We start from the raw sequence: 18,455 nt of genomic DNA on the forward strand, positions 1-18,455 counted from the left end.
CCAGTCCTCCAAGGGGGTAGCACCATGTCCAACCATCTCAAGTTCTACATCGACGGCGCATGGATCGACCCGGCCGTTCCCGCCGTTCTCGACGTCATCGATCCCTCGACCGAGGAGGCCTACACGTCGATTTCGGTCGGCTCGGCAGCCGACGTCGACAAGGCCGTCGCCGCTGCCCGCAACGCGTTCGACGCCTTCTCTCAATGGACCCGCGAAGAACGGCTGGCGCTGCTGAAGCGGATTCTCGCCGCCTATGTCGAGCGCTACGAGGACATCGCCCAGGCGGTGAGCCGGGAGATGGGCGCGCCGATCGGCTTCGCGCGCGAGAGCCAGGCGGGGGCGGGACGCGGTCATATGGAATCGACGATCGCGGCGCTCGAGACCTACGAATTCGCGCAGAAGCGCGGTTCGGCCATGGTGGTCAAGGAGCCGATCGGCGTCTGCGCGCTGATCACACCGTGGAACTGGCCGCTGAACCAGATCGTCTGCAAGGTCGCACCCGCCATCGCCGCTGGCTGCACGGTGGTGCTCAAGCCCTCCGAGATCGCGCCGATCTCGGGCGTGATCTTCTCCGAGGTGATGGACGCGGCCGGCGTGCCGAAGGGCGTCTACAACATGGTGCAGGGAAACGGGCCGGACGTCGGCCAGGTCATGGCCGCCCATCCGGACGTCGACATGGTCTCCTTCACCGGCTCGACGCGCGCCGGCATCATCGTCGCCAAGACGGCGGCCGACACGGTCAAGCGCGTCGCGCAGGAACTCGGCGGCAAGTCGGCCAACATCGTATTGCCAGATGCCGACTTCGAGACGGCAGTGCGAAAGGGCGTGCAGGGCTGCTTCAGCAACAGCGGCCAGAGCTGCGACGCGCCGACCCGGATGCTGGTTCCGGCCGATCGCCACGACGAGGCGCTCGACTACGCGAAGTCGGAGGCCGAGCGGTTCGTCACCGGCGATCCGCGTGCCGACGGCACCATGCTCGGACCGGTGGTGTCAGAAGTCCAGTACGGCAAGATCCAGCGGCTGATCGAGGCGGGCATCGAGGAAGGCGCCACGCTGGTGACCGGCGGGCCGGGGCGTCCGGACGGACTGAACCGCGGCTACTACGTCCGCCCGACGGTGTTCGGCAATGTCACCAACGACATGACCATCGCGCGGGAGGAGATATTCGGCCCGGTCCTGTCCGTGCTGCCCTATCGCGACGAGGAGGAGGCAGTTGAGATCGCCAACGACACCGTCTACGGACTTGCCGCCTACGTGCAGTCGAAGGACATCGAGCATGCCCGCAGCGTGGCGAAGCGGATGCGCGCCGGATCGGTCTATCTCAACTATCCCGACTGGGACACAATGGCCCCCTTCGGCGGCTACAAGCAGTCCGGCAACGGCCGCGAATATGCCGACTGGGCAATCCACGATTTCTTGGAGATCAAGGGCATCGTTGGATGGGAATGAGCTCGATGCGGTAAAGATTGGTGAGAGTGTCGATACCCGACGCTCCCAAATCTCCCGCCCGGCGCCAGCAGGGTCTCGCGATCACCGGGCTTGATCCTCTCGCGCTCTTCGAAGACGCCCCTGCAGGCGGCCGTCGTCAACCACCCGTTTTCGGCTTTTCCGCCGAGCGCCGACGCGGATGGCGACTCAGCGCAATGCCTTCGCCAGTGACGCGTCGGGGAAGCAGGTGGGCTTCAGACCGTTCTTTTCCTGCCACTCCCCGATCGACCTGCGCGTCTTGAACCCTGCGAGACCGTCGGCGCCGCCGACGTCGTGGCCGAGCCTCTCCAGTCCGCGCTGCAGGGCCGCGACGTCCGATCGATCGAGTCCGCCGACCTTGCCCCAGGAACCGGCAAAGCCCCTGTCGCCATAGGCGATCCTGTCGGCGGCGTGGCCGACGAACAGCGCGTAGACGTCGCTCTCGTTGTAGTCCTTCAAAACGTAGAAGTTCGGCGTGACGACGAAGGCGGGGCCGTGGCGGCCCGCCGGCATCATCAAGTATCCTTCGCCGCGCAGTTCGTGCGCGGGGAACGGTTTGCCGCTCACCCGTTCGACCCCCATCGCGACCCACTCGGAAATCTTGCGGCCGCGATCGGGGCCTTCGAGAGCGCAGGAAATGCCGGAAGGGACCGTCACCTCGAAGCCCCAGTCGCGGCCGATCACCCAGCCATGTGCCTTCAGATAGTTGGCGATGGAGGCGAGCGTGTCGGCCTCCGAGTTCCAGATGTCCGCGCGCCCGTCGCCGTCGCCGTCGGCCGCGAACTTCAGGTAGGACGTCGGCATGAACTGCGGCTGGCCGAGCGCGCCGGCCCATGACGATTTCATCGACCGCGGCGCAATCCGGCCGCGCTCGGCCATGACCAGCGCTGCCAGCACCTCCTCGCGGAACATCTCCTTGCGGGTCGCCAGGAAGGCCTTGGTGCCGAGGACCTCGAAGGCGTCGTGCGGGATCTTCGCATTGCCGAAACCGGACTCCCGCCCCCAGATGGCGAGCACGATTCCTGCAGGCACACCGGTGTTCCGTTCGATCGCCGCCAGTGTCTCGCCGTACCGCGCGGCGCGGTTTCGCCGCGCCGCCGTGACGCCGCGCACCGTGTTCTCGGCGAAATAGTTGCCGGGCGAACGGAATTCCGCCTGGTGCTGGGTCTTGGGCGTGGCGGGCTGCTCACCGGGCAGGACGAGATCCGGCAGATCGAGGTTGGGCGATATGCCGGCAAAAGCCGCATCGAAGGTCTTTCGCGAAACCCCGCTCGCCTTCGCGGATGGCCACAGGTCGGCGTCGAGCCAGGCGCGGAACTGTTGGTTCAGTGAGGCGGCCGAAGACGGAGAGGGGCCCGCGATCACTAACGACAACAGGATTGCCGATGCCGAGAAAGCGCGATGAAGTGCTGGCCAAAGGCCGTCAATCATCTGTAATTTCTCCTCTACCCGATCTGTTGGAGCGATGATGAACCAATCCAATAGCGACTGGCTGGCCGGATGGTACAGAGGACAATGCAATGGCGAATGGGAACATTCTTATGGCGTCTCGATCGAAACGACCGACAATCCCGGTTGGAGCTTGAAAATTGACCTGCGTGGCACCCCTTTTGAGGATGTTCCGTTCGAGAAACGGGAATCGAACATAGAGAGTGAAACCGATTGGCTGGTTTGCCTCACGCAGGACAAGACGTTTCAAGCTTATGGGGGACCGTCGCGTCTCTCTGAAATGATCGGTGTGTTTCGAGATTGGATTGAAGACCACGTATCCGGCCCAATCAAAACGCCGTCCGCGACCTGAGCGCTGCCGAAAGCGTCCCTTCGTCCAGATAATCCAGTTCGCCGCCCACCGGCACGCCATGCGCGAGCCGCGTCACCTTCACGCCCATACCCTCGAGCTGGTCGGTGATGTAGTGCGCGGTCGTCTGGCCTTCGACGGTGGCATTGACGGCCAGGATCAGCTCGCTCACGCCCCCCGCCGCGACCCGGTTGACGAGGCCGCGAATGTTGAGGTCGTCCGGACCGATCCCGTCCAGCGGCGAGAGCGTGCCGCCGAGCACGTGGTAGCGCGCGTTCATGGCGCCGGCCCGTTCCAGCGCCCAGAGGTCCGACACGTCCTCGACCACGATGATGGTCGTGTCGTCGCGCCTCGGGTCGGTGCACATCGTGCAGGGATCGCTGGTGTCGACGTTGCCGCAGGTCGAGCAGATGCGCACCTTGTCGACAGCCTCGCCCATGGCGACCGCAAGCGGCTCCATGAGCTGCTCTTTCTTCTTGATGAGATGCAGCGCCGCGCGCCTCGCCGATCGTGGCCCGAGCCCCGGCACCTTGGCAAGCAGCTGGATCAGGCGTTCGATCTCGGGGCCGGCGATTCGTTTCGACATGCCGCCTGTCTAGAGCATGTCTCCCGAAAGTGGGAACCGGTTTCGGGAAAAAGACATGCGCAATAACAGACAGCTAAAGTGCAGGGAGCGAATCTGGAAGCTCGCGACGCACTTTAGCGCAAAATGGCGGCCAAAGAACCGGCGCCGGTGCTACTCCGCCGCCGCCTTCTTTGCGCCGACCGCCTTTCTGACCTCCGGCGCCACCCGGGTGCCGAACAGTTCGATCGCCTTCATCAGCTTCGCATGCGGCATGACGCCGATGGCCATCTGGATCAGGAAGCGCGTGTTGCCGAAGATTGCGTGGTTGGCGAGGATCTTGTCGGTCACTTCCGCCGGGCTGCCGACGAAGAGCGCGCCCTTCGGCCCCATCGAGGCATCGAACTCGCGCCGGCCGCTCGGTCCCCATCCGCGCTCGCGCCCGATGCGGTTCATCACCTCGGTGACGGGCGGATAGAAGGTGTCCGCCGCCTCCTGCGTGGTCTCGCCCACGAAGCCGTGCACGTTGATGCTGGTCGCGAGCGTGTCCGGGTCGTGGCCGAACTGCCGCGCCGCCTTGCGATAGATCTCGAAGAAGGGTGCGAACCGCGCCGGCTCGCCGCCGATGATGGCGAGCGCCAGCGGCAGGCCGTACATGCCGGCGCGGGCGGCCGACTGCGGCGTCCCGCCGATCGCGATCCACAGTGGCAGCGGGTCCTGAACGGGGCGCGGATAGACCCCGCGCGCTTCTATCCTGGGTGTGTGCTTGCCGCCCGGCCAGGAAATCTTCTCGCCTTCGCGCAGCTTGATCAGGAGCTCGAGCTTCTCGGCGAAGAGCGTGTCGTAGTCTTCGAGTTCGTAACCGAACAGCGGGAAGGATTCGATGAACGAGCCGCGGCCGGCCATGATCTCGGCCCGGCCATGCGAGATGAGGTCGATCGTCGCATACTGCTGGAACACGCGGACCGGGTCTTCCGAGGAAAGCACGGTGACCGCGCTCGACAGACGGATGTCCTTCGTTCGGGCGGCCGCAGCTGCGAGCACGGCGGCGGGAGCCGAGACGGCATAGTCCGGCCTGTGGTGTTCGCCGAGCGCGAATACGTCGAGCCCGAGCTGGTCGGCCAGCTCGATCTCCTCCAGCAGGTTCTTCAGACGCTGTTCCGGACCGGTTTTTTCGCCGGACACCGGATCCGTTCCGACATCGGCAAAGGTGTAGAGACCGAGTTCCATGGATCTTTCTCCGTTTCCCGCCTGAGATAATAGCCTTCCGCGCAGGCTACGAGGGCTTTGCGGTGAACAGTGCATTTCCCGTGTGCAGCCGTCATTGCTTAACCCCTCATATACCCTCACTGACTAACGTGGCGGAACGACCGGCGGCGCCAATGCCGTCTCCCTTCGAAAAGGCATCACGCCGCCGATGGCCGCATCCGGTAACCCGCTGAGCCGACTGAGAGGAGCATTCGCCCAGAGCCTGCGCATGCGCGTGCTGGCGCTCACGCTCGGCGCCTTCGTCGCCGTCGGCATTCCCGGCCTCGTCGCGTTCTCCTGGATCGTCGAATCGACAACGGAGAAGCTTTCCACCTTGTTCGCCGAGCGGCAGATCCTCTACGACCGGTATCGCGGGCTCGGTCCGCTGGCCCGCGAAGTGGCGCTCGCCGATACGCTGGCACGATCCCCGGCCATCATCGAATGGGCAAGGGACGAGACCTCGCCCGGCAGGACGAAGCGCGGCATAGACGAGCTGGAGCACTTCCGCACATCCTTCCGCGACGGCAGCTACTTCGTCGCGATGGCCGGTTCCGGCGACTATTACTACAACGACGCCGAGGCCAGCTTCGACCGTGCCCAGCTGCGCTACCGCCTCTCGCGCGCAAACCCCGACGACGCCTGGTTCTACGACACCCTCGCCAAGGGGCCGGGCTGCCGCCTGAACGTCAACAACGACCGGGCGCTCAAGGTCACGAACGTCTGGATCAACTGCGTGGTCTTCGAGGGTGGCGAGCCGCTTGCCGTTCTGGGAACCGGGATAGATCTCACGAGCTTCATCGACGAGATCGTCACGACCGACCAGCCGGGCGTGGAGAGCATCTTCGTGGACGCGAGCGGCGCCATCCAGGCGATCAGGGAAGAGAGCCGCATCGATTTCGCCAGCCTCACCAAGGAGGCCGCAGATCGCAAGACGGTGTTCAACATGCTCGACGACACGCAGAGCAAGGCGAAGCTCGGCGACATGATGGCGAACCTTCTCGACGGCAAGACGCCGGCAGCTTCCGGCTTCCTGATGGTCGGGGGAAAGCGGTTGCTGGTCGGCGTCGGCTACCTTGACAGGCTCGACTGGTTCAACGTGACGCTGATGGACGTCGACACGATCGTCGGCAAACGCATGTTCGCGCCGATCGGAGGCCTCATCGCCCTCCTGATGCTCGCGGCGGCGGGGCTGATCACCTTCCTGTTCAAGCGTAGCGTGCTCGATCGTCTCGCCCTAGCGGAGACGTCGCTGGAGCGCATCGAAAGCGGCGATTTCCCGCCCGCGATCAAGGCCGGCCACCGCGACGAGATCGGCCGCCTGACCCACGCGCTGAACCGCATGGCGGCGGCCGTTCGGGACAACACCAGCAAGCTCGAGGACACAGTCCGCCAGCGCACCGAACAGCTCGAGCGGATGGCCTATCTCGACCCGATGACGGGAATAGCCAACCGCCGCGGCTTCGCCGAGGCTTTCGCCGACGAGCACCATCGCGCCGTGACGACCGGCGGGACGGTCGGTCTCCTCCTGCTCGACGTGGACCTCTTCAAGTCCATCAACGACTCGCGCGGGCATCAGGCCGGCGACGAGGTGATCATCGAGGTGGCGCGGCGCATCTCGGAGGCCGGCGGCAAGGACGAAATCTGCGCCCGCTGGGGCGGCGACGAATTCGTCGTAATGGTGCGCGGCTGTACCCCCGAAACCATCGCCGACACCGGCCGCAAGGTCCTCGATGCCTTGCGCTCCCGGGCCATCAGACTGTCCGACGGAACGGGCATTCGGATCACGACCAGCATCGGCGCGCACATCGCCGATGACGACGATACTCTATCGGCGGCCGCCGCCAAGGCGGACGTGGCGCTCTACGAAGCCAAGCGGGCCGGGCGCAACCGGGTGGTCCTCTTCGACCGCAAGCGCCACCAGCGCGACGGGCAGCCGAAGGTCGCCTGACGGTTCAGTCCTCGTCCTCCACCACGCGCAGCTTCAGGCTCCCCGAGCGCGCGCCGAGCAGGCCCGGGGCGGCGTCCGTCCTCTCCGCCGTCGCCGGCACGCGCTCCTGAGGGGATGCCTCGCCGAACTCCAGCGCCTCGATCTTCTGGCCGCGCTTCGTCACCTTTTCGCTCGAGGTCAGGATTTGTTCGATGTCCCTTTGGGTCAGAGCGAAATGGCCCTGCAGTTTCCGAACGCGTTCGTCCAGTCGCCCGACGTCCTCCATCAGCCGGATCACCTCGCCCTGGATCAGGTGCGCCTGCTCGCGCATGCGCGCGTCCTTCAGCACGGCCTGGATCACCTGGATCGACAGCATCAGGAGGGAGGGCGAGACGATGACGATGCGCGCGCGGTGCGCCCGCTGGACCACGGCCTCGAAGTTCTCGTGGATCTCGGCAAAGATCGATTCCGACGGCACGAACATGAAGGCCGTCTCCTGCGTCTCCCCGTTGATCAGATATTTTTCGGAGATCGCCCGGATGTGCACCTCGATGTCGCGGCGGAATGCCTGCGCTGCCGTCTTCTGGGCGTCGGGCGTTTCGGATTCGGTCGCGGCGCGGATCGCGTTCCAGGCTTCCAGCGGGAACTTGGCGTCGATCACCAGCGAGGGCGAGCCGTTCGGCATGCGCACCAGGCAGTCCGGCCGGTTGCCGTTCGAAAGCGTCGCCTGAAACTCGTAGGCGCCGTGCGGCAGCCCGTCGGCCACGATCGCTTCCATGCGCGATTGCCCGAAGGCGCCGCGCGTCTGCTTGTTGGACAGGATCTGCTGCAACTGCACCACCTGGCCCGCCAGCGACTGGATGTTGTTCTGCGCCGTGTCGATGACGGCGAGCCGCTCCTGAAGCTTCGTCAGGCTCTCGTGGGTCGACTTTGTCTGCTCGCTCATCGTGTGGCCGATGCGGCCCGTCATGGCGTCGAGCCGCTCGGAGATCGCCTTGTTGAGTTCGCTCTGCCGCGAGCCGAACACCTCGGCGATCGTGGCCATGCGCCCCTGCATCTCCGATTGCGCGCGCGTGATCTCGGCCAGGCGGGCCTCCGCCTCGCGCGACGCGGCGGCAGCCTCCTCGGCCGCCCGCGCCCGCGCTCTGGCCGAACGCCACAGTGCCGCCGCCAGCGCCACGATCGGGACGAGAATAAGGCCGCCGGCCGCCGCGAGCACGTGGCCGAGCGTGATGGTCGTGGCGCCGAACTGGCCGACCGGCTGCGAGAAAGCGGCGAGGAGATCGTTCATCGCGGGAGCCTACTCGATTCGCCTGGCAGCCAGAAGATCAAAACAGGAACGGCGCCAAACTGCATGGTTGACGGCAAAGCGCCCGCGAATTACCTGACAGCCATGCCGGTCAAGCCCCTCGTCATCCTTCCCGATCCCGTCCTGCGCCAGGTGTCGAAGCCCGTCGAGCGCGTCGACGCCGAGGTGAAGAAGCTCGCCGACGACATGCTGGAGACGATGTACGACGCTCCGGGCATCGGTCTCGCGGCGATCCAGGTTGGGTTGCCGCTCCGGATGCTGGTCATCGACCTGTCGCACGAAGACGAGCCGCGCGCCCCCCGGATATTTATCAATCCGGAGATACTGTCCTCGTCGGACGACCGCAACGTCCACGAGGAAGGCTGCCTGTCCATTCCGGACTACTACGCCGAGGTCGAACGTCCCGCCTCGATCAAGGTCGCCTACGTCGACGCTGACGGCGAGCGCCACGAGATCGAGGCCGACGGCCTCCTCGCGACCTGCCTCCAGCATGAGATCGACCATCTCAACGGCGTCCTCTTCATCGACCACATCTCGCGGCTGAAGCGCGACATGGTGGTCAAGAAGTTCAGGAAGCTTGCCCGTGACAAGGCTCCCGGCCGCCTGGTGGGATAGGACGTCTGCCGGCGAGCGATCGATTGCCGGAAATCCCCGCGTGTGATATCATTGATATCATTTCATGGTGATTCCGATGGGCGATCTTCTGATCAGGAACGTTCCGGAACCGGTGAAGCAGGCGATAGAGCGTGCGGCCCGGCGCGATGGCCGGAGCCTTTCGGCTACCGCGATCGATCTGCTGCGGAAGTCGCTGGCCGATGCACCGGGCGAGCAGACGCGGGTCTCATCTGCCTGGGACGAATTCCGGCCCCTGCTCTATGACGGAAACGATGAACAGGCGGAGCAATTCGCTAGGATGATGGAAGAGATCGAGACGGCACGAAAGAAAGACTTCGGGAAGCCGCCCCCGGAACCCGGGGAATGATCGTACTCGACACGAACATCCTGTCGGAGTTGCAGAAGCCGAAGCCGGATTCCGGCGTTCGAAGCTGGTTCGCCTCTGTTGCCGCACGGGAGATCCGGCTGTGCGGACCGGTTGTAATGGAGCAGGCGTACGGCGCCGAGCTTTTTCGGGTGAGAACCGGTTCGACCCGCTATAGCGAAGCCTTCCGGCGGACATTGCATACGTTTTCGGACCGTGTTCTTCATTTCGATGGCGGCGCGCCGGAACTGGCGGGAAGGCTCCGCGCATCCCGTGATGCCTTGGGCCGTCCGGTCAGCATCGGCGACGCTATGATCGCGTCGATCTGCCTCGTCCATGGGGCAACGCTGGCCACCCGCAACGTACGCGATTTCGACGGGCTTGACCTCGCTGTCGTAAACCCGTTTGAAGCGGGGGAATGAGCGCGCGTTACCGCGTCCTCGCCAAACGCGCCCGACGGGATTTCGCAGCACGCCATGCCTCTCCGCATCGTCTTCATGGGCACGCCCGAATTCTCGGTGCCCACTTTGCGCGCCATCGCGCTGGCGGGGCACGAGGTCGAGGCGGTCTACACCCAGCCGCCAAGGGCGGCGGGGCGCAGAGGGCTGGAACTGACGAAGTCGCCCGTCCATCGCGCGGCGGAAGACCTCGGGCTGGAGGTCAGGACGCCGGCCTCGCTCAAATCCGCGGACGAACAGGATGCCTTCCGGACCCTTGGCGCGGACGTCGCCGTCGTGGTCGCCTACGGCCTGCTCTTGCCCACGCCGATCCTCGAAGGCACGCGGCTTGGCTGCTACAATGGTCATGCGTCGGCCCTGCCGCGCTGGCGCGGCGCAGCCCCCATCCAGCGCGCGATCATGGCCGGAGACCGCGAGACGGCGATGATGATCATGAAGATGGAGGAAGGCCTCGACACCGGCCCCGTAGCGCTGTCGCACACCGTGCCGATCGGGGACGACATGACCGCGGGCGAACTGCACGACGCGATGATGGTCGAAGGCGCGTCGCTCATGGTGCGCGCGCTTGCCGCCCTCGAAGCGGGAAACCTGACGCTGTCTCCCCAGGTGCAGGAGGGGATTACCTATGCCCGCAAGATCAACAAGGCGGAAACGCGCGTCGACTGGAACCGGCCGGCACGCGAAGTGCACGATCACATCCGCGGTCTCTCTCCCTTTCCCGGCGCATGGTGCGAGCTGGCCGCCGGCGGCCGGACCGAACGGCTGAAACTTCTCCGTACCACCATGGCCGACGGCGGCGGGGCGCCCGGCGAGGTGCTGGACGACGACCTCGCCGTTGCCTGCGGAACGGGCGCCGTCAGGCTCCTCGAAGTCCAGCGCGCCGGCGGAAAGGCGATGGAGGCAGCGCAGTTCCTGCGCGGGGTGAAACTCGTTCCGGGGGACAGGCTTTCATGAGCGCCTTCGTCATCCGCCCGGCGCAGCCGGAAGATCGCGCCGCGATCCGTGCCGTGGAAGAGCGTGCCTTCGGCCAGGCCGACGAGGCCGATCTCGTGGAACGCCTCCTCGCCGACGGCGACGTGGTGTTGGAACTCGTAGCCGAACGGGACGGCGACGTGCGCGGCCACGTCCTGTTTTCCCGGCTCCGGGTCGTGCGCGAGGGGCGCGAGGTGCCGGCGGTGGCGCTCGCCCCAGTCGCGGTGGATCCCGATCACCAGCGCGAAGGGATCGGAACGGAACTCGTCAGGGAAGGCCACCTCCGGCTGATGGCAAATCACGAGACCCTCAGCGTCGTGCTGGGCGATCCTGAGTATTATGCTCGCTTCGGCTACACGCACGAGAGGGCGGCGGCGTTCGAATGCGATTATCAGTGCGACGCCCTCCAGGCGATCGCCTTCGCGGACGACGCGCCCGCCGGCGGACGCCTGGTCTATCCCCGTGCCTTCGGGGGGATGTGATGCCGCGCTACCGGCTCGATATCGAGTATGACGGCATGCCCTATTCCGGGTGGCAGCGTCAGGCGGGCCAGCATTCCGTGCAGGCGGCCATCGAGCAGGCGGTCTTTGCCTTCTGCCGCGAAGAGATTACCTTGCGCGGCGCTGGGCGAACCGATGCCGGCGTCCATGCAACGGCGCAGGTCGCTCATTTCGATCTGGAGAAGGATTGGCCGGCCGACACCGTGCGCGACGCGATCAACGCGCATCTGCAACTGGCCGGCGAACGCGTTTCGATCCTCATCGCCGACAAGGCGCTGCCCGATTTCGAGTCGCGCTTCTGGGCCGTCGAGAGGCACTACCTCTACCGCATCGTCAACCGGCGCGCCCCGCTGGCGCTGGAGCGTAACAAAGCCTGGTGGGTTCCCCGTCCGCTCGACGACGCCGCCATGCACGAGGCGGCGCAGGTGCTGGTGGGCCGGCACGACTTCACCACCTTCCGCTCGGTCCAGTGCCAGGCGCGCAGCCCCATACGCACGCTCGACCGGCTCGATGTCACCAGCAATGGCGAATTGATCGAGATCCGCGCCTCGGCGCGGTCCTTCCTGCACAATCAGGTGCGTTCCATGGTCGGGACGCTGAAGCGGGTCGGGGAGGGGGCCTCGACAGCCGCGGACGTCAAGCGGGCACTCGAGGCGATGGACCGAAAGGCCTGCGGGCCGGTCGCGCCGCCGCACGGGCTCTACCTCGTCCGCGTCGACTATCCGGAGCTATGATCAGCCGGAGAGCCGGTCCAGCCCGAGCAGGTCCTGCATGCCGAACAGGACGAACAGCGACGCCACGACCATCGCCGCGAAGACCCCCGTCGCCACCGCCGGTCCCTTGCCGATGGCGACGTTCGTCAGGCGCCAGGACAGAAACATCGTCGCCAGGAAGAGCGGGAGCGACAGAAGCGACACACCGTCGATCTCGTCGGGCAGGAAAAGATGCAGCAAGGCCGGCGGGAGCATGAGCCATACGATGATGGCGGTCGCCCAGTTGCTCGCGACCACATAGTGGACGTAGCGATCCCCGATCCCGACATGCCGCGCGACCAGCGCCAGCCCCACGAGCGGCAGGAGCCAGGAGGCCAGGTCCACGGTGGCGAGGCGCAGGATCAGCGAGAGACGTCCCGCTCCTTCGGGATCGAAGGCGACCATGTCGTTGGCGACGGAAACCCAGCCCAGAAAGAGCGCGGGGAGCGCGACGATGATGGCGAAGAAGGACGTCCAGAATCCGTCCGCCGAGACGTCGAGCATGCGCAGGCCCTCCGTCCGGCCGATCATCATGCGCCAGGCTCCGGACAGGGATGTGATGATCTCTTCGGCGGAAGGCATGGAGGCTCGGCTCAGGCCGTCTCGAACCAGTCGGCGAGAAAGCGTTCGTAGATTCGGGTGAGCATTTCCAGATCCTCGAGCGCCACGCATTCGTCCACCATGTGCATGGTCTGGCCGACCAGCCCGAACTCGACGACCGGGCAATAGTCCTTGATGTAGCGGGCATCCGAGGTGCCGCCGGAGGTGGAAAGCTGCGGCAGCCGGCCGGTGACGGTCTCCACGGATTTCGACAGCACGCCGATCAGGGCCTCGTCGCGGGTGAGGAAAACGTGGCTCGGGCTGTCGCGCCATTCGATGTCGAACCGGATCGGTTCGTCCCGGCCCGGTCGCAGGATGGCGCGGGTGGAGGCGCGGTCCACCCGGTTGTGAATCTCGGCCTGGATCTTCTCGGCGGACCACGTGTCGTTGAAGCGGACGTTGAAGGTCGCCGTCGCCTTCGCGGGAATGACGTTCGTCGCGGCATTGCCGACGTCGATCGACGTCACCTCCAGGTTCGTCGGCTGGAAGTCGTTCGTTCCCTCGTCGAAGGCCGGATGCATCAGCGCTTCCACGAGCGTCACGATCCCGCGCACGGGATTGTCGGCCAGATGCGGGTAGGCGGCATGACCCTGCTTGCCGGTCACCACGATCGTCCCGGAGAGGGAACCCCGCCTGCCAATCTTGATCATGTCGCCCAGAGCGTCGGGATTCGTCGGCTCCCCGACGATCGCCGCGTCCCAGGTCTCGCCCTTCTTCGCGGCCCAGTCCAGCAGCTTCACGGTCCCGTTGACCGCGGGGCCTTCCTCGTCGCCGGTGATCAGCAGCGACACGGAGCCTTTCGGCCGCCCGTTCCGCTCGATGTAGCGGGCGATGGCGGCGACGAAGCAGGCGATGCCGCCCTTCATGTCCACCGCGCCGCGGCCGTACATGAAGCCGTCCGCGATCTCGGCGCCGAAGGGCGGGTGCCTCCAGGAGGCTTCGTCCCCGACAGGCACCACGTCCGTGTGCCCGGCAAACATCACGTGCGGCCCGTTCCCCGAGATGCGGGCGTAGAGGTTCTCGATGTCAGGCGTGCCTTGGTCGGAAAAGACCGGCCGATCGACAGCGAAGCCGAGCGGCGCCAGCAATGCCTCCAGCGCCGCCAAGGCTCCGCCTTCCGCCGGCGTGACCGAGGGACAGCGGATCAGCGTGCGCAGCACTGAAGCGGGATCAGTGGTCGGATTCATCCTGGCAGCGATAGTCCAAAGCGGCGGCCCTGTCACCGTGCGCAAACGCGCACCCGTCTCGTGGCACGCCGGCTACCGCGGCGCGTTGGTCTGGCTGCCGAACCTGTTCGGTCCCCTGGTGCCGGGCAGGAAGCACAGCACCAGGAACATCAGGATGTCGCCGACGACGAACAGAAGCGCCAGCCAGCCCGAACGATTGATGTCGTGCAGCCGCTTGGCGCACATAGCCACATGCGAGACGAGCGCGACGCCGATCACGATCAGGAAGACGCCGCCCCAGAAAGACTGCGCGGCTTCGTCGGGATTCGCGATGATGCGATACACCGGAAACAGCCGCGCGACATACAGCAGCAGGCCCCCGAGCGCGAACGCCTGCCGGTCGATCCGGCCCTGGAAGCCGAAGAAGAACCAGGTGATCTTGGATGCGTCAGGCAAGCGAAGCCATCTCCCCGCTGCGAGGAAAAGCGTTGAACGGGCCGAGCGGGTTGCGGGCCGTGAGCAATGTCAGTCCCTCAGCAATTCGTTGATCGAGGTCTTCGACCGGGTTCCCTCGTCGACGCGCTTGACGATCACGGCGCAATAGAGGCTCGGGCCGGGCTCCCCGTTGGGCAGGGCCCTGCCGGGCATCGTCCCGGCCACGACGACGGAATAGGGCGGAACCTCGCCATAGGAGACCTTGCCGGTCTCGCGATCGACGATCTTGGTCGACTTGCCGATGAAGACGCCCATGCCGAGCACGGAGCCCTCGCGCACGATGCAGCCCTCGACCACTTCGGAGCGGGCGCCGATGAAGCAGTTGTCCTCGATGATCGTCGGTCCGGCCTGCATGGGCTCCAGCACGCCCCCGATGCCGACGCCGCCCGACAGGTGAACGTTCTTACCGATCTGGGCGCAGGAGCCGACCGTCGCCCAGGTGTCGACCATGGTGCCCGCATCCACGTAGGCGCCGAGATTGACGAAGGACGGCATCAGGATCACGCCCGGCGCGACATATGCCGAGCGCCGCACCACGCAGTTGGGGACGGCGCGGAAACCGGCCTTCTCGAATTCGTTCGCGCTCCAGCCATCGAACTTGGAAGCCACCTTGTCCCACCACACCGCATCGCCGGGACCGCCCTTGATGACCTCCATCGGGTTAAGCCGGAAGGAAAGAAGGACCGCTTTCTTCAGCCACTGGTTTACGTGCCAGTCGCCGTTCTCGCGGCGTTCCGCCACGCGCGCCTCTCCGCGGTCGAGCAGGTTCAGCGCGGTCTCCACCGCGTCGCGAACCTCTCCCCGGGTGCCCGTGTTGACGCCGTCGCGCTCGTCGAATGCCTTGTCGATCGTCTTTTCGAGTGCGGCGAGATCCTGGGTGGGCATGCGGGAGGCTCCGTTACACGTGCTGTTAAGAGGCAAGGTCATAGGCTGTCGGAAGGTCGCGCGGAACCTATTTGAAGCCTCATGAAGGGTCAATCGCGACGCGCCGGGGACAGGCGTAACGAAAGGGGCCGGACGATACCCATGAACGAACGGAAAGAAGGCGGATGGACTCCGCTGCCCCATTCTGACGAGGATCTGCAGCGTGCCCGCAGCGTTCCGCACACGCCGCAGACGCAGTCGCCGGCCTACAGGCTGGCATGGGACGACGCCGACTTCCTGACGCAAAGGGACCTGCGTCCCGTCAGGCTTCAGCTCGAACTGATGAAGCCGGAGATGATTTTGGCCGAGCGTGGCATCCGCTCGACTGTCATCCTGTTCGGCGGCGCGCGCATTCCCGAACCGGGCGGAGAAGCCTGGGCGGCCAAGAACGAGGTGCAGCAGAAGAACCTCGAGGCCAACAGCAAATACTATGAGGAGGCGCGCCGGTTCGCCAGGCTCTGTTCGGAGCATTCGGCGACCTCGCGCTATCGCGAATTCGTCATCGTGACGGGCGGCGGCCCCGGGGTCATGGAAGCCGGCAACCGCGGCGCGGCCGACGTGGGCGCACCCTCGATCGGGCTCAACATCGTTCTTCCGCACGAGCAGGCGCCGAACCTCTACGTGACGCCCGAACTCTGCTTCAACTTCCACTATTTCGCGATCCGCAAGATGCACTTCATCATGCGCGCCAAGGCCGTCGCGATCTTCCCCGGCGGCTTCGGCACCATGGACGAGTTCTTCGAGACGCTGACGCTGATCCAGACGGGGCGGATGGAGCGCGTGCCGGTCATCCTCTTCGGCCGGTCGTTCTGGGAACGCGCGATCGATCTGGATTTCCTCGCCGAGCAGGGCACCATATCGCCCGGCGACCAGCACATCATCGACTACGCCGACACGGCGGACGAAGCCTGGGACTGCATCAAGCGCTTTTACGAGATCCCGTAGCCGGGGCCGTCGCTCGCCGCTTTCGCCAGCCTAGCCGTTCTGCCCGTTGATGGTCCGCAGGAAGCCGGCGAGATCGTCGGTGACGTAGTCCACGTCGTCGGCGTCGTCGGGATCGCGCTCCCAGATCTCCGAGAAAGTGGGCTCGAAATTCTTCGGTACGATCAGCACCGTCGTCATGCCGAGCGCCTTCGGGACCGCGAGATTGCGGGCGAGATCCTCGAACATGGCGGCCTGGGGGCCGGCGACCCGATGCAGCGCGGAGAACTTGTCGTAGGTCTCGCGCGCCGGCTTCGGCACCAGCCCGGCCGCGACGATATCGAAGATGTCGTCGAAATGGTCGAGGATGCCGAGCTGCCGCGCCGTGCGCTCGGCGTGGTTGCGGTCGCCGTTGGTGAAGATGAACTTGCGTCCAGGAAGCTTCCTGATCTCCTCGCCGAGTTCCGGATGCGGCGCGACCCAGGAATAGTCGATGTCGTGTACCTTCTGCAGGAAGTCGTCCGGATCGATCCCGTGGCGTTCCATCAGCCCGTTCAGCGTGGTGCCATACTGGAGATAGAGTTCCTTCTGCAGGGCACGCGCCTCGTCGCGGGGCAGTTGCAGGAGTTCCGACACATAGGCCGTCATCTTCACGTCGATCTGCGAGAAGAGGTTGGAATGGTGCGGGTAGAGCGTGTTGTCGAGGTCGAACACCCAATCGGTGATATCCCTGAAACGCGCCGGATCGGGTTGATTCGTCATGATGCCTGTATCGCACGTTTGGCGCCCGATTGAAGGGTCGCCGGAGGTTCCTCGATACGGGCGAACCCGTTTCACGGTTTTTTAGGGATCGCCGGTATCGGCATCTTAACTTCCCGATGCGAGGGTACTTCCGTTGGGGAAGATGAATGCGTTCAATCGTCATCAAGTCCGGACTGGTTGCATGCGCCTCGGCGATCGCGTCGCTGATCGTGGCCGCGGTGGTCCTCACGACGCAGGGGATGGCCGTCGACCGGACCGCGGTCCTGATCAGCACGCTCTGCCCCCTGCTGATCGCGTGGCCGGCGAGTGCGCGAGGGTTCCTGCAAAAATACAGGATCGAGGATGCCCACGCGGAGGTGGCCCGTTCCCACGAGCAGCTCTCCCGGGCCCATGCTGAACTTGCCGAGGCGCACGCCCGGCTCGCCGAGCGCGCCAGCCGCGATGCCATGACCGGTCTGCTCAACCGCGAGAACTTCCTGAAGGCCGTCGAGGCCGAGGCTGCCCGTCGCCGCGCAGGCGTCCTGCTCATCATCGATGCCGACCACTTCAAGGCCATCAACGACAATCACGGCCATGAGACGGGCGACGCCGCTTTGGTCGAGATCGCCAGGGCAATCACGAGGAAGGCCGGCGCCGGGAGTGTCTCGGGACGGATCGGCGGCGAGGAGTTCGCGGTCCATCTTCCCGGTTTCGACATGGTCTCGGCACTGTCGACCGCCGAGGAGATCCGTCGGGAAGTCGCGGCGACGCGCATGGTCACGCCCGGCGGTGATACCGTGAAGATGAGCGTCAGCATCGGTGGCGCCGAACTCGGCGACGACATGACCGTCGCGCAGGCACTCCGGATAGCCGATCATCGCCTCTACAAGGCGAAGCGTACCGGTCGAGACAGGATCGTCCTTCCCGAACTTTCGGTTTCCACGGCGGCGTGACCGCCGCTCCCGACGGCAGGCGCTGATGGACGATCGCCGGTACCCGCTTGACATCGCCGTTCCAATCAATCACTTGATTGAGAATGGTCGGATCCACGGACGACACCCCGCGACAGGACAATCGCAAGCAGGACATCGCGGACGCCGCGCGGTCCCTCATTGCCGAGCGCGGCTTCGAGGGGCTGCGCACCCGCGACATAGCCAACCGCGTTGGCATCAACATCGCGACCCTGCATTATCATGTGCCAACCAAGCAGGATCTGATCCGCCTGGTCGCGGAATCGCTGCGCAGCGATTTCGAACGCCAACACCGGCGTCGCCCTCGCGAAGGTCTGTCGCCCCTGGAGCGCCTGCGTCGGGAATTCGCCGATTTCCGCGACAACTGCGAATCGAACCCCGAATTGGTTACCGTTCTGGCCGAACTCGGCGAACGCGCCCGACGCGATCCCGAGGTGCAGGCCGAACTCGCCCCCATGCGGGCGTACTGGCATTCCCAGATCGCCGGCGTTCTGAAGGAAGGTCGCGAGAACGGCAGTTTCCGTCACGACCTGGATGCGCAGGCTGGCGCTTCCATCGTCATAGGCACCCTGACGGGTTCGCGGCGCCAGCCCGATCCGTCGCTTGAACATTTCGAGGCGATTTGCGCGGAACTCCTGCGCAGCTTCCAGAACCGCTAGACGAGG

21 protein-coding genes are annotated in these 18,455 nt (G+C 65.5%); 12 read left to right on the forward strand and 9 right to left on the reverse strand.

All coding sequences use genetic code 11. The features are described from left to right. Window positions 1-24 precede the first annotated feature (24 nt). On the forward strand, window positions 25-1,449 hold the full coding sequence (locus BSQ44_RS04970) for an aldehyde dehydrogenase family protein (protein ID WP_072602213.1): 1,425 nt from the start codon (window positions 25-27) through the stop codon (window positions 1,447-1,449). Window positions 1,450-1,635: 186 nt separating this feature from the next. Here BSQ44_RS04970 and BSQ44_RS04975 read toward each other — a convergent pair whose 3' ends face one another. Continuing rightward, window positions 1,636-2,898: a lytic murein transglycosylase gene (locus BSQ44_RS04975; protein WP_072602214.1), complete on the reverse strand. Its 1,263-nt coding sequence runs from the start codon at window positions 2,896-2,898 to the stop codon at window positions 1,636-1,638. 37 nt (window positions 2,899-2,935) lie between these two features. Here BSQ44_RS04975 and BSQ44_RS04980 point away from each other — a divergent pair, with 37 nt between their 5' ends. Next, complete coding sequence (locus BSQ44_RS04980) at window positions 2,936-3,268, forward strand: immunity 53 family protein (RefSeq protein ID WP_072607868.1); 333 nt, start codon at window positions 2,936-2,938, stop codon at window positions 3,266-3,268. Here BSQ44_RS04980 and recR read toward each other — a convergent pair. Together recR and BSQ44_RS04990 are read right to left on the reverse strand one after the other, a co-directional pair. Beyond that, complete coding sequence (recR, locus tag BSQ44_RS04985) at window positions 3,246-3,851, reverse strand: recombination mediator RecR (protein WP_072602215.1); 606 nt, start codon at window positions 3,849-3,851, stop codon at window positions 3,246-3,248. The genes BSQ44_RS04980 and recR overlap by 23 nt on opposite strands. Window positions 3,852-4,001: 150 nt before the next feature. Beyond that, window positions 4,002-5,057, reverse strand: a complete 1,056-nt coding sequence (locus BSQ44_RS04990) for an LLM class flavin-dependent oxidoreductase (RefSeq protein WP_072602216.1) — start codon at window positions 5,055-5,057, stop codon at window positions 4,002-4,004. A 187-nt stretch (window positions 5,058-5,244) separates the two neighbouring features. On the opposite strand from BSQ44_RS04990, the gene BSQ44_RS04995 reads away from it, so the two are divergent. Then, complete coding sequence (locus tag BSQ44_RS04995; protein WP_083534489.1) at window positions 5,245-7,023, forward strand: sensor domain-containing diguanylate cyclase; 1,779 nt, start codon at window positions 5,245-5,247, stop codon at window positions 7,021-7,023. Between the two features lie 4 nt (window positions 7,024-7,027). Here BSQ44_RS04995 and BSQ44_RS05000 read toward each other — a convergent pair whose 3' ends face one another. Continuing rightward, a complete protein-coding gene (locus BSQ44_RS05000) occupies window positions 7,028-8,293 on the reverse strand; it encodes a DNA recombination protein RmuC (protein WP_072602217.1) in 1,266 nt (421 codons plus the stop codon). Window positions 8,294-8,395: 102 nt separating this feature from the next. On the opposite strand from BSQ44_RS05000, the gene def reads away from it, so the two are divergent. The 6 genes from def to truA all read left to right on the forward strand — a co-directional run bounded on the left by def (window position 8,396) and on the right by truA (window position 11,954). Beyond that, on the forward strand, window positions 8,396-8,926 hold the full coding sequence (gene def, locus BSQ44_RS05005) for a peptide deformylase (protein ID WP_072607870.1): 531 nt from the start codon (window positions 8,396-8,398) through the stop codon (window positions 8,924-8,926). Between the two features lie 112 nt (window positions 8,927-9,038). Next, window positions 9,039-9,293: a plasmid stabilization protein gene (locus BSQ44_RS05010; RefSeq protein ID WP_157894508.1), complete on the forward strand. Its 255-nt coding sequence runs from the start codon at window positions 9,039-9,041 to the stop codon at window positions 9,291-9,293. Continuing rightward, window positions 9,290-9,712 carry a type II toxin-antitoxin system VapC family toxin gene (locus BSQ44_RS05015; RefSeq protein ID WP_072602218.1) on the forward strand — a complete coding sequence of 141 codons (423 nt, stop codon included), beginning with the start codon at window positions 9,290-9,292 and terminating at the stop codon, window positions 9,710-9,712. Before BSQ44_RS05010 ends, BSQ44_RS05015 begins: the two co-directional genes overlap by 4 nt. 54 nt (window positions 9,713-9,766) lie before the next feature. Then, window positions 9,767-10,702, forward strand: a complete 936-nt coding sequence (fmt, locus tag BSQ44_RS05020; RefSeq protein ID WP_072602219.1) for a methionyl-tRNA formyltransferase — start codon at window positions 9,767-9,769, stop codon at window positions 10,700-10,702. Further along, a complete protein-coding gene (locus BSQ44_RS05025; protein WP_072602220.1) occupies window positions 10,699-11,202 on the forward strand; it encodes a GNAT family N-acetyltransferase in 504 nt (167 codons plus the stop codon). Before fmt ends, BSQ44_RS05025 begins: the two co-directional genes overlap by 4 nt. Next, window positions 11,202-11,954 carry a tRNA pseudouridine(38-40) synthase TruA gene (truA, locus tag BSQ44_RS05030; protein ID WP_072602221.1) on the forward strand — a complete coding sequence of 251 codons (753 nt, stop codon included), beginning with the start codon at window positions 11,202-11,204 and terminating at the stop codon, window positions 11,952-11,954. The genes BSQ44_RS05025 and truA overlap by 1 nt, the downstream gene beginning before the upstream one ends. Here truA and BSQ44_RS05035 read toward each other — a convergent pair whose 3' ends face one another. The 4 genes from BSQ44_RS05035 to dapD all read right to left on the reverse strand — a co-directional run bounded on the left by BSQ44_RS05035 (window position 11,955) and on the right by dapD (window position 15,118). Further along, the gene (locus tag BSQ44_RS05035; protein WP_072602222.1) at window positions 11,955-12,554 is read right to left on the reverse strand and encodes a transporter; all 600 of its coding nucleotides are present in this window, start codon (window positions 12,552-12,554) and stop codon (window positions 11,955-11,957) included. It lies immediately after the preceding gene. Between the two features lie 11 nt (window positions 12,555-12,565). Next, window positions 12,566-13,759: a succinyl-diaminopimelate desuccinylase gene (dapE, locus tag BSQ44_RS05040; protein WP_072602223.1), complete on the reverse strand. Its 1,194-nt coding sequence runs from the start codon at window positions 13,757-13,759 to the stop codon at window positions 12,566-12,568. A 72-nt stretch (window positions 13,760-13,831) separates the two neighbouring features. After that, complete coding sequence (locus BSQ44_RS05045; protein ID WP_072602224.1) at window positions 13,832-14,194, reverse strand: DUF805 domain-containing protein; 363 nt, start codon at window positions 14,192-14,194, stop codon at window positions 13,832-13,834. A 69-nt stretch (window positions 14,195-14,263) separates the two neighbouring features. After that, a complete protein-coding gene (dapD, locus tag BSQ44_RS05050) occupies window positions 14,264-15,118 on the reverse strand; it encodes a 2,3,4,5-tetrahydropyridine-2,6-dicarboxylate N-succinyltransferase (RefSeq protein WP_072602225.1) in 855 nt (284 codons plus the stop codon). Window positions 15,119-15,259: 141 nt separating this feature from the next. On the opposite strand from dapD, the gene BSQ44_RS05055 reads away from it, so the two are divergent. Further along, window positions 15,260-16,102, forward strand: coding sequence for an LOG family protein (locus BSQ44_RS05055; protein WP_072602226.1), 843 nt, complete (start codon window positions 15,260-15,262; stop codon window positions 16,100-16,102). A gap of 30 nt (window positions 16,103-16,132) precedes the next feature. On the opposite strand, the gene BSQ44_RS05060 is transcribed toward BSQ44_RS05055, so the two are convergent. Beyond that, complete coding sequence (locus BSQ44_RS05060; RefSeq protein ID WP_072602227.1) at window positions 16,133-16,840, reverse strand: pyrimidine 5'-nucleotidase; 708 nt, start codon at window positions 16,838-16,840, stop codon at window positions 16,133-16,135. A 146-nt stretch (window positions 16,841-16,986) separates the two neighbouring features. Here BSQ44_RS05060 and BSQ44_RS05065 point away from each other — a divergent pair, with 146 nt between their 5' ends. Then, window positions 16,987-17,772 carry a GGDEF domain-containing protein gene (locus BSQ44_RS05065; protein ID WP_072602228.1) on the forward strand — a complete coding sequence of 262 codons (786 nt, stop codon included), beginning with the start codon at window positions 16,987-16,989 and terminating at the stop codon, window positions 17,770-17,772. 83 nt (window positions 17,773-17,855) lie between these two features. Further along, the gene (locus BSQ44_RS05070) at window positions 17,856-18,449 is read left to right on the forward strand and encodes a TetR/AcrR family transcriptional regulator (RefSeq protein WP_072602229.1); all 594 of its coding nucleotides are present in this window, start codon (window positions 17,856-17,858) and stop codon (window positions 18,447-18,449) included. The last annotated feature ends 6 nt before the right edge of the window (window positions 18,450-18,455 follow it).

This window comes from Aquibium oceanicum (genome assembly GCF_001889605.1).
Classification (GTDB): Bacteria; Pseudomonadota; Alphaproteobacteria; order Rhizobiales; family Rhizobiaceae; genus Aquibium; species Aquibium oceanicum.